General features: G+C 70.4%; 10 protein-coding genes. 2 read left to right on the plus strand and 8 right to left on the minus strand.

Translation table 11 applies throughout. The annotated features are described in order from the left end of the window. Nucleotides 1-282, plus strand: a 282-nt coding sequence (locus AACZ35_RS09030) for an RnfABCDGE type electron transport complex subunit B (RefSeq protein ID WP_339828339.1), incomplete at its 5' end; no start/stop codon positions are given. On the opposite strand, the gene AACZ35_RS09035 is transcribed toward AACZ35_RS09030, so the two are convergent. The 6 genes from AACZ35_RS09035 to AACZ35_RS09060 form a co-directional block, all read right to left on the minus strand. Continuing rightward, entirely contained in the window at nt 261-1145 is an 885-nt protein-coding gene (locus tag AACZ35_RS09035; RefSeq protein WP_339828340.1) for a TraB/GumN family protein, read from the minus strand. The two genes, AACZ35_RS09030 and AACZ35_RS09035, sit on opposite strands and share 22 nt — an antisense overlap. A 14-nt stretch (nt 1146-1159) precedes the next feature. Beyond that, a complete protein-coding gene (locus AACZ35_RS09040) occupies nt 1160-2107 on the minus strand; it encodes a DUF1684 domain-containing protein (protein ID WP_339828342.1) in 948 nt (315 codons plus the stop codon). Then, on the minus strand, nt 2107-3900 hold the full coding sequence (gene mutL, locus AACZ35_RS09045; RefSeq protein WP_339828344.1) for a DNA mismatch repair endonuclease MutL: 1794 nt from the start codon (nt 3898-3900) through the stop codon (nt 2107-2109). The genes AACZ35_RS09040 and mutL overlap by 1 nt, the downstream gene beginning before the upstream one ends. A 53-nt stretch (nt 3901-3953) precedes the next feature. After that, a complete protein-coding gene (locus AACZ35_RS09050; RefSeq protein ID WP_339828345.1) occupies nt 3954-5303 on the minus strand; it encodes an N-acetylmuramoyl-L-alanine amidase in 1350 nt (449 codons plus the stop codon). Nucleotides 5304-5412: 109 nt separating this feature from the next. Beyond that, nucleotides 5413-5874 (minus strand): tRNA (adenosine(37)-N6)-threonylcarbamoyltransferase complex ATPase subunit type 1 TsaE, encoded by a 462-nt coding sequence (tsaE, locus tag AACZ35_RS09055; protein WP_339828346.1) that lies wholly within the window; start codon nt 5872-5874, stop codon nt 5413-5415. Beyond that, nucleotides 5871-7349, minus strand: coding sequence for an NAD(P)H-hydrate dehydratase (locus tag AACZ35_RS09060; RefSeq protein WP_339828347.1), 1479 nt, complete (start codon nt 7347-7349; stop codon nt 5871-5873). The genes tsaE and AACZ35_RS09060 overlap by 4 nt, the downstream gene beginning before the upstream one ends. 23 nt (nt 7350-7372) lie before the next feature. Here AACZ35_RS09060 and queG point away from each other — a divergent pair, with 23 nt between their 5' ends. Further along, nucleotides 7373-8446 carry a tRNA epoxyqueuosine(34) reductase QueG gene (queG, locus tag AACZ35_RS09065; RefSeq protein WP_339828348.1) on the plus strand — a complete coding sequence of 358 codons (1074 nt, stop codon included), beginning with the start codon at nt 7373-7375 and terminating at the stop codon, nt 8444-8446. A gap of 9 nt (nt 8447-8455) precedes the next feature. Here the strand turns inward: queG and pgi are convergent, their stop codons facing one another. Both pgi and AACZ35_RS09075 read right to left on the minus strand, forming a co-directional pair. Continuing rightward, nucleotides 8456-9970: a glucose-6-phosphate isomerase gene (pgi, locus tag AACZ35_RS09070; RefSeq protein ID WP_339828349.1), complete on the minus strand. Its 1515-nt coding sequence runs from the start codon at nt 9968-9970 to the stop codon at nt 8456-8458. 28 nt (nt 9971-9998) lie between these two features. Further along, a partial coding sequence (locus AACZ35_RS09075) for a pantoate--beta-alanine ligase (RefSeq protein ID WP_339828350.1) occupies nt 9999-10156 on the minus strand: 158 nt, incomplete at its 5' end.

Below are 10156 nucleotides of genomic sequence, written 5' to 3' on the forward strand. Positions count from 1 at the left end.
AAGCCGGTGAACCCGGAAAACGGCGCCATCAAGCCGCCGCTGCTGGCCCTGATCGTTGAAGAAGACTGCATTGGTTGCACCAAATGCATCCAGGCCTGCCCGGTGGACGCGATCATCGGCGCGCCCAAGCGCATGCATACGGTGATTCCGGAGCTGTGCACGGGCTGCGAGCTGTGCCTGCCGCCCTGCCCCGTGGACTGCATCGAACTGGTGCCGCCGGCGCCGCGGGCCAGCGAGTACCGCTGGCCCCGGCCGGCGGTTCAGAGCCTCTCGACGGTGTAGCCGGCTTCGCGCATCAGGTGCACCAGGCCGTCGTCGCCCAGCAGGTGCAGGGCGCCCACGACCACCAGCACGTCTTCGTCCTTGCCGCCTCGGTCCAGGCGCTGTTTGAGCACCGGCAGCCAGGCCAGATTGCGGTCGCGGTTGATGCGCGCATAGAGCTCGGGATATTCGTCGCGCATGCGCTGGTTGGTTTCCGCCTCCATGCCTTCGACGTCGCCGCGCCGCCACATGTCGTGAAGGCGGTTGATGTTTTCTTCCATCTTCTCGGCGTCCAGCAGCACGTCTTCCAGGGACTGCTGCTGCAGATCCGCATCCATGCCGTCGAACAGCGCGATCTGCTGGGCGCCGGTTTCCAGGCCTTCGGTTTCCTTGCCGGCCTCGGTGGCGCGCTGGGCGAAATGACGGTCCAGGCCGAGCTTCGGGTCCAGGCCCAGGGTCTGCATTTCCATCAGGGAAATCGTCAGGCCGACGAACCAGGCATCAAGACCCTGCAGGTTGTCCAGCGGCACGCCACGGCGCGCCGACCAGGCTTCCAGGCGCGTCCAGGTATCGGCCGACACGGTGTCCTGCAGGCGCTTGCCGTCTTCGCGGCGCGCGGCGGCGCCCATAAGCTGGCCCAGCGCCGGGTCGTTCATTTCCGCCGGCGACAGCTCGAACACCACCGACTCGGCGTCTTCGAAGGCCAGGTCGGTGCTGGCCGCCAGCGGGTAGTCACCCGGACGCAGCAGGTGGAAGGAGCCCAGCAGGTAAACGGTGTTGTCGGCGTCGCTGACCTTCCACAGCAGCGGGCGCGGCGGTTCGGCGCGGGCGCAGCCGGCGGCAACGGTAAGGGTCAGCAGGCAGGCGATCCAGGCCAGGCGCATCGGGGGTCCTTGGTTTATTGGGGGAATGGCAGGGGCTTTTTCTCGCCGGCCTCGATGCGCAGGTCCAGCCGGTTTTCCGGCGGCGGCATCGGGCAGGTCGAATAGGCGGTGAAGGCGCAGGGCGGATTGTAGGCGCGGTTGAAGTCCAGCACCGTCGTGCCCTCGGGCCCGGCCGGGTCGGCGTACACGAATCGCGATGCCGCGTAGGTTTCGTGGCCGCTGGTGCGGTCGGCAAACACGAAAAAGAGCCGGCCGTCGCCTTCGTCCAGGGCCTCGAGGCTGTACGTCACGCCGTCCTTCTCGAAAAACACCCGGCCCGGGTTGGCCATCGGTTCCACCAGACCAAGCATGTTGACGATGTCCATCGTCTTGCCCGGCGGGTGCGCCTCGAAGCGCGCCTCGAAGCGGAAATCCGGATTGATGTCGAAATAATCGATGCCCGGAAAGCTGGTGCGGGTGCGCGCCATCGCGTTGCGTACGCGCAGGGCGTGCCGGCCCGAGCGTTCGATCAGCAGGAAACTGGCGTCGCCACGATTGAAGGAAACCACGGTGGGTTTGCCGCGGGCGTCGGACACCAGTTCGACGCTGCCCTTGGCCGGCTCGCCGTCCACCCAGATCTCGGCGCCCCTGGCGATGTCCAGCCGGGCGCGGCCATCCTTTTCCAGGTGCAGCATGCCCACCTGCGGTGGGCCCAGGCTCAGGCGGGTGCCGTTGTCTTTCGCGGAACCGACGAAGGTACTACCGGGACCGACCCAGTGCAGGCCCACCAGCGAAAGGAACCCATCGGGGCGCATCAGGCGCTCGACACGTTCGTCGCGCCAGGCGCGGATCTCGCGCTCGTAGGCGTTGCGCGCCGATTGTTCGGCGCGGGCGGCGGCGTCCGCGTTGGATTCACCGTCACCGCCACCGCAGCCGGCAAGCGCGGCGGAAAGGGCCAGTCCGGGCAGCAGGATCGATCGCATCAGCGTCCCCTGAGGAAAAGTCGGTCGAGTTCGGCCTTGCTCAGCTGCACCCAGGTCGGCCGGCCGTGGTTGCATTGCCCGCTGCGTTCGGTGGCTTCCATGTCGCGCAACAGGGCATTCATTTCCGGCAGCGTCAGCCGGCGGTTGGCACGCACGGAAGTGTGGCAGGCCAGGGTGGAAAGCAGCTCGTTGCGCGCCTGTTCGAGCTTGCGGCTGCTGCCGTGTTCGCGCAGGTCGGCCAGCACGTCCAGCGCCAGCGCACGCGGGTCGAGGTCGGCCAGCAGGCTGGGCACCGAACGGATGGACAGGGCCTGCGGACCGGCGCGGCGGATTTCGAAGCCGTAGTCGGCCAGGGCATCGGCGTGCTGTTCGGCGGCGTCGGCCTCGCGTTCGCTGACCGCCAGCGACACCGGCACCAGCAGCGGCTGGCTGCGGATGCCTTCGCCGTCGAGCGCGGACTTCAAACGTTCGTAGGTGATGCGCTCGTGGGCGGCGTGCATGTCCACCAGCACCAGGCCGTGGTCGTTTTCGGCCAGCACGAAGATGCCGTGCAGCTGCGCCAGGGCATAACCCAGCGGCGGTGCCTCGCCTTCGTTGGCCGCGGCGGGCGGCAGGGCCGCACCGGCCTGGCCCGGCTCCGGCGCGCGGTAAAGCGACGCATAGGCCGACATCGCCTCGCGCACGGGCAGGCCCAGCCCACCCTGCTGCGGCGACCAGCCGCCACCGCCGGGAGAAGCGGAAATGCCGGACGACATGGCCAGGGCCGGTGATTCGGCCGCGGCAGCCGCCACGCCGGCGCGGGTCGAAGCCAGCGCCTCGTGCAGCGTGCGGTAGATGAATTCGTGCACCAGCCGCTGTTCGCGGAAGCGCACCTCGTGTTTGGCCGGGTGCACGTTCACGTCCACCTGGCGCGGATCGCACTCCAGGAACAGCACGAAGGCCGGATGCCGGCCGTGGAAGAGCACGTCCGAATACGCCTGGCGCACCGCGTGGGCGACGGTGCGGTCGCGCACGGCGCGGCCGTTGACGTAGAAATATTGCTGGTCGGCGCTGGAACGCGCGGCCGTCGGCAGGCCGACCCAGCCGTGCAGGCGCAGCCCGGCGGCGGCGTGTTCGACGGCCAGGCACTGCCGGGTGAAATCATCGCCCAGCGCTTCGGCAACGCGGCGCAGGCGTTCGCCGCCGTCGCGCACGGGCTTGTAGTGGCGGCTGGCGCGGCCGTTGTGGCTGATGCGCAGTTCGACGCCGGGGCGGGCCAGCGCCAGCGAACGCAGCCATTCTTCGATGTGGCCCAGTTCGGTGCGTTCGGCGCGCAGGAACTTGCGCCGCGCCGGAACGTTGAAGAACAGGTCGCGCACTTCGACCGTGGTGCCCTCGGGATGCGGATGCGGAACCACTTCACCGACCCGGCCGCCGTCGACTTCCAGCCGCGCGCCCTGGTCTTCGCCGCGCGGCCGCGCGCTTATCGCGAAGCGGCTGACCGAGGCGATGGACGGCAGGGCTTCGCCGCGGAAACCCAGGGTGGCGACTTCCTCGAGGTCTTCGATGGTGGTGATCTTGCTGGTGGCGTGGCGGGAGATGGCCAGCGCCAGTTCCGAGGACGGGATGCCGCCACCATCGTCGCGGATGCGGATCAGCCGCACGCCGCCTTCCTCAAGGTCGATGTCCACGCGGCTGGCGCCGGCGTCGAGCGCGTTTTCGACCAGTTCCTTGACCACCGACGCGGGGCGTTCGACCACTTCGCCGGCGGCGATCTGGTTCACCAGGGTGTCGGGCAGGGCTTGGATCGGCACGTCGCGTGGGGCCTGTACGGAAACAGGCCCGATGATAACAGCGGCGGCGCGGCTTACTCGGGCAGGCCGGCCAGCGTGGCGCTGGCCACCGGGATGGTCAGGCGCTCGCCGACCTTCACGGTGTCGCCCTGGAGGCGATTGGCGGCGCGGATGGAGTTCATCGGCACGCCGTGGCGCTGGGCGATCAGGCTGAGGGTTTCGCCGCGGCTGACCACGTGCTGGCGGCTGCCGCCCAGGGTGCCCTGGCGCGCGGCATACCAGGTGCCCGGGGGCGCCTGGTTGGCGAAATAATTGCGCACGCCCGAAACGATGGCGCTGGCCATGCGGCCGCGGTAGGCCGGGTCGGACAGGCGGGTTTCTTCACCGGGGTTGGTGATGAAGCCGGTTTCGACCAGCATCGACGGCACGTCGGGCGAACGCAGCACGACGAAGTTGGCGCGTTCGATCTGCTTTTTGTGGGTCTTGCCCATGCCCTTGAGCGCCGACAGCACTTCCTCGGCGACGTCGTCGGACACGCGCATGGTGGCGTTCTGGGAAAGGTCGAGCAGCACTGCGGCCAGGTTCTTGTCGCGCGCGTCGAGCGAAACGCCTCCCACCAGGTCGGCGGCGTTTTCCTGGTCGGCCAGCCAGCGCGCGGCTTCCGACGAGGCGCCGCGCAGCGACAGCACGTACACCGAAGCACCGCTGGCCGCCTTGTTGTGGGCGGCGTCGGCGTGCACGGAGATGAAGAGGTCGGCCTGGGCCTCGCGCGCCTTCTGGTAGCGCTCGTGCAGCGGGATGAAGACGTCGCCGTCGCGCACCAGGAAAGCTTCCATGCCCGGGTCGGCATTCACCTGGCGGGCCAGTTCACGCGCCACCGCCAGGGTGATGTCTTTTTCGTACTTGCGGCTCGGGCCGATCGCGCCCGGGTCCTTGCCGCCGTGGCCGGCGTCGATGGCGATGACAAGCTTGCGCTCACCCGGGCCGATGACGTCCTCGAGCGTGCGCGCCACCGCGGGCGTGCCGCTGGGGCGGTCGTTGGAAATCAGTTCGACGATCAGGCGGGCCGAATCACCTTCGCGTTCGATGCGGCTGCGCGGCTGCACGGCGCTGCCCAGGTCGAGCACCACGCGCAGGTCGCCTTCGGCGGGTTTGCCGGTGCGCACGCCCGAAACCAGGCCGTTGGGCGAGGGGGCGCGGAAACCACTGGCCACCGAAGATCCCGAGAGGTCCAGCACCAGGCGGTGCGGGTTGGCCAGGGTGAAAACCTTGTAGTCGGCCGGGGCCGTGAGGTCGAGAACGGCGTGGGTGCCGGTTTCCCCTTCGACCAGCGTGACGCCACGCAGCTGCGCGGCCTGGGCCGCGGAGGCAGCGACGCCCAGCAGGGCGGCGAAAGAGATGGCAAGGACCCGGATCCGGCGCATGGGGCCGATTGAAGCACCGTGATCCGGGGAATGCAAGGACTTTTTCCTTTGGAATCCGACACCTGCCCCACCTTCCTAGGAATTGGGTAAGAAGGTGGCCCCAAACACACTATCCGGGGATGGCGGCCAGCCATGCCTCGCCGCGGGCGCTGGTGGCCTGCAGGCGGGCCCGTCGCCCTGCCCCGGCCATGACCAGCTGGATGCGCAGGTCGGGCGGCGGCAGGCCCAGCGCACCACGGTCGGGCCATTCGACCAGCCACAGGCGGGCGTCGGCCAGTTCGTCCAGCGCCAGGAAGTCCAGTTCGCCGGCTTCGGCGAGGCGGTAGAGGTCCAGATGCGCCGCTTCGCCGCCGGCCGGCAGCGGGTAACGTTCGACCAGGGTGTAGGTCGGGCTCTTGATGGCGCCGGTGACGCCCAGCGCCCGCAGCCAGGCCCGCGCCAGGCTGGACTTGCCCGCGCCCAGCGGGCCGTCAAGGAAAACCACGGCGCCCGGCGGCTGGCAGCCGGCCAGCTGGCGGCCAAGCGCATCCGTGGCCGCGGGGTCGGCAAGCTCGATCTCGCGTTCGCTCATGCGGGGTTGGCCAGACGGCGCAGGTGCGGGAAAAGGTCGGAGGGCAGCAGGCCCCGTTCGCCATCGACGCGGGCGGCGGCATCGCCGGCCGTGGCGTGCAGCAGCGCGCCGGCCACGGCCGCCTCGAAGGCCGGCAGACCCTGGGCCAGCAGCGAAGCGATGACGCCGGAGAGCAAGTCGCCCATGCCGCCCGTGGCCATGCCGGGGTTGCCGGCGCCGATGACCACCGGCACGCGGCCCGGCGCGGCGACCAGGCTGCCGGCGCCCTTGAGCACCACCACCGCCTGGTAACGGGCGGCGATGGCGGCGGCGGCGGCAAAACGGTCGGCCTGCACGTCCGCACTGCTGCAGCCCAGCAGCCGGCCGGCTTCGCCGGGGTGCGGGGTCAGCACGGCCTGGGGCACCTTCGCCGGGTGCGTGCCGAGCAGGTTCAGGGCATCGGCATCGAGCACGACCGGCTTGCCGGTGGCGACCGAGGCGGCGAGCAGTTCGCGGCCCCAGGCGCCCTGCCCGAGGCCTGGGCCGACGGCCAGAACGCTGGCGCGTTCAAGCAGCGGCGCCAGGGCCTGGGCGTCTTCCACGGCGTGGGTCATGGCCTCGGGGCGGGCGGCCACCAGGGCGGCGACGCCGGCGCTGCGGGTGGCGACGCTGGCCAGGCCGACGCCGGTGCGCAGTGCGGCTTCGGCGCACAGGCGCACGGCGCCGCCCATGCCCACTTCACCGCCGATGCACAGCACGTGGCCGTGTTCGCCCTTGTGCGCGTTGGCGTGCCGCGGCGCCAGCCAGGCGGAAAGGTCCTTGTCGCGCACCAGCCAGGCCGAAGGCGGGTCCTGGTCGGTATCGATCGGCGGCAGGCCCAGGCGGTCGACGCGCACATCGCCATCGACATCGCGCGCATGGCCGGTGTACAGGCCCTGCTTGGCGGCGATGAAGGAAAGCGTCGTGCGCGCCTGCACCACCACGCCCGGGGCGTGGCCGCGGTCGGCGTCCAGGCCGGAAGGCACGTCCAGCGCCAGCACCGGCCGGCGGCTGGCGTTGATGCGTTCGATGAGCGCACGAACGGCGTCGGACGGCGGCCGCGACAGGCCGATGCCGTAGATCGCGTCCACCCAGACGTCCACCTCCGGCAGCATGCCGTCGAAGGATTCCACGCGCCCGCCGGCCTTGCGCCAGGCCGCCAGCGCGGCGCGGGCCGGGTCGCGGCGCGGGTGGCCACCGGGCGCCGACATCACGTGCACCACGCAGCCGGCCTCACGGGCCAGCCTCGCCAGCACGTAACCGTCGCCGCCGTTGTTGCCCGGACCGCAGGCCACGCCGATGCAACGCGCCTGCGGCCACTGCGCCTGCAGCAGCGCCCAGGCAGCGGCACCGGCCCGGGTCATCAGCTCGAGCGCGGGGATGCCCCACTGCTCGATTGCGCGTCGGTCCATCGCGCGGACCTGGTCGGCGCGGTAAAGGGGGAACATGTCGGCCATGCCGGGATTCTATACTTGCCGGCATGCACGACCCGGCCGACATGTTTGCCCTGGCCCAGGACATCAAGGCCTGGGGCGCCGAGCTTGGCTTCCAGCAGGTCGGCATCGCCGGCATCAGCCTGGACCAGGACGCCGGCCACCTGCGCGACTGGCTGGCCAAGGGCCAGCACGGACGCATGGAGTACATGGCCCGCCACGGCGACAAACGCTCGCGGCCGGCCGAACTGGTGCCGGGCACCGTGCGCGTGGTGTCGGTGCGGCTCGACTACGGCACCGGGGAAGACGACGCCGCCTGGCAGACCCTGGCCGAAGGCGACCGGGCCTACGTGGCGCGTTACGCCCTGGGCCGCGACTACCACAAGCTGATGCGCAACCGCCTGCAGAAACTGGCCGACCGCATCGCCGAAAAGACCGGGCCCTTCGGCTATCGCGCCTTCGTTGATTCGGCGCCGGTACTTGAGCGCGCGCTCGCCCGCGATGCCGGCCTGGGCTGGATCGGCAAACACAGCTGCCTGATCAACCGCAGCGCCGGCAGCTGGTTTTTCCTTGGCGAGATCTACACCGACCTGCCGCTGCCGGTGGACGTGCCCGCCAGCGCGCACTGCGGCACCTGCACGCGCTGCATCGAGGTCTGCCCGACCGGCGCGATCGTTGCTCCTTACCGGGTGGATGCGCGGCGCTGCATCAGCTACCTGACGATCGAACTGCGCGAGGCCATCCCCGAGGAACTGCGGCCGCTGATCGGCAACCGCATCTTCGGCTGCGACGACTGCCAGCTGGCCTGCCCTTGGAACAAGTTCGCCGTGCGCCACGACGAACCCGACTTCCGCGCCCGCAACGACCTCGACCAGGCCAGCCTGGCGGAGCTGTTCGCCTGGGAAGAAGAAGAGTTCCTGCAGCGCACCGAAGGCTCCGCGATCCGCCGCACCGGCCACGAAGGCTGGCTGCGCAACATCGCCGTGGCCCTGGGCAACGCGCCGACGACGCCCGAAGTATTGGCCGCGCTGGCCTCACGCCGCGAGCATCCCAGCGCGCTTGTCCGCGAGCACGTCGCCTGGGCCCTGGCCCGGCACGAGAACCGGAAAACCCGACTCTGACCCCGGTTTTCAGCGGCGCGAGCGAATCTCGTTGATGAGGGCGCGGGTGACCGGATCGGAAGGCTCTGCATCCCCCGCCACCGCCGGCAGCAGTTCCCCGGCGATCTTCTTGCCCAGCTCGACGCCCCACTGGTCGAAGGCATTGATGCCCCAGAGCACCGACTGCACGTAGACGCTGTGCTCGTACATCGCCAGCAGCGCGCCAAGCGAATACGGCGTCAGCTCGTCGAGCAGCAGCAGGGTGTTCGGCCGGCCACCGGGGTAACGTTTGTGCGGGTCGTCCGAGGGCGAGCCGTTGGCCAGGGCCTCGGACTGCGCCAGCAGGTTCGCAAGCAGCGCATGGTGGTTGTCGTCGAAGCCATGCGCCGGCCGCACCACGCCGATGAAGTCGGCCGGAAGGATGTCGGTGCCCTGGTGCAGGGCCTGGAAAAAACTGTGCTGGGCATTGGTGCCCGCCCCGCCCCACAGCACCGGCACCGTGTGCACCGGCACCGGGCTGCCGTCGGTGCGCACCGACTTGCCCAGGCTTTCCATCACCAGCTGCTGCAGGAAACCCGGCAGCAGCGCCAGGCGCTGGTCGTAGGGCATCACCGCGTGGCTGGCGGCGCCGAGCGCATTGCGGTTCCAGACCGCGAACAGGCCATGCCAGGCCGCCAGGTTGCGCGCCGGCGGTGCTTCTCGCACGTGCTGGTCCATCATCGCCGCACCTTCGAGCAGGCGCGCGAAACCGTCGTGGCCGATGGCCAGCTGCAGCGCGAAACCGACCGCCGACCACAGCGAATAACGCCCGCCGACCCAGTCCCACATCGGCAGCACCCGGTCGGGCGCGATGCCGAAGGCTTCGGTGCGCGGGATGTTGGCGCTGACCGCGTACAGGCGATCGGCGCCGCCCAGCCAGTCGCGCAGGATGCTGCCGTTGAGCAGCGTTTCCTGGGTGCCGAAACTCTTGGACACCAGGATGCCGGCCGTGCGCGCCGGGTCCAAGCCGGCCAGCAGGTGGCGCGCGGCGCTGCCGTCGACGTTGGTGAGGAAGTGCACGCGGAAGCGGCCATCGTGGAAATCGCGCAGTGCGTCCACGGCCAGGCGCGGCCCGAGGTCGCTGCCACCGATGCCCACGCTGACGATGTCGGTGACCGGGCTTTGCGCCAGCCGGGCGTGCAGCTGGTCCACGCGCTCGCGGGCTTCCCGGGCCTGGGCGGCGGCGGCGCGGGCGGTTTCACCGCGGCCAACGTCGCCGCGCAGCGCGCTGTGCAGCGCCGGGCGGCCTTCGGTGGGGTTGACGATTTCGCCGTCGAACAAGGCCGCCAGCGCTGCACTGAGCCCGGCCGCGCTCGCCAGCGACTGCAGCTGCGCCCAGGCGGCGTCATCGATGCGCTGGCGCGCGAAGCTGGCGTGGATCGGACCCACCCGCAGCGCCCAGGTGCCGGCCCGCGCCGGCTCCGCGGCCATCAGTTCGGCCAGCGGCTTGGCGGCCAGGCGTTCGCCGTGCTGCTTCAGGGCCTGCCAGTGTCCGTCGGTCAGCATGCGTGCTTCCAGAAGGTGGCGTACGGGTTCATGCGTCGTCGAAGGCCAGGTTGTCGATCAGGCGCGTGCGCCCCAGCCGGGCGGCAACCAGGGCGAGCAGGCCCGGTTCGTCCGGCGAACGCGGCCGCGACAGGTCGGCACGCCGCACCTCGACGTAGTCCACGTCGAAACCTGCGGCTTCGAGCC

Source organism: uncultured Arenimonas sp. (assembly GCF_963976025.1).
GTDB lineage: Bacteria > Pseudomonadota > Gammaproteobacteria > Xanthomonadales > Xanthomonadaceae > Arenimonas.

Coding starts and splice junctions, on each gene's coding strand:
- queG (WP_339828348.1), top strand. CDS start 7,373: ATGCACGACCCGGCCGACATGTTTGCCCTGGCCCAGGACATCAAGGCC.
- AACZ35_RS09035 (WP_339828340.1), bottom strand. CDS start 1,145: ATGCGCCTGGCCTGGATCGCCTGCCTGCTGACCCTTACCGTTGCCGCC.
- tsaE (WP_339828346.1), bottom strand. CDS start 5,874: ATGAGCGAACGCGAGATCGAGCTTGCCGACCCCGCGGCCACGGATGCG.
- pgi (WP_339828349.1), bottom strand. CDS start 9,970: ATGCTGACCGACGGACACTGGCAGGCCCTGAAGCAGCACGGCGAACGC.
- AACZ35_RS09050 (WP_339828345.1), bottom strand. CDS start 5,303: ATGCGCCGGATCCGGGTCCTTGCCATCTCTTTCGCCGCCCTGCTGGGC.
- AACZ35_RS09060 (WP_339828347.1), bottom strand. CDS start 7,349: ATGGCCGACATGTTCCCCCTTTACCGCGCCGACCAGGTCCGCGCGATG.
- AACZ35_RS09040 (WP_339828342.1), bottom strand. CDS start 2,107: ATGCGATCGATCCTGCTGCCCGGACTGGCCCTTTCCGCCGCGCTTGCC.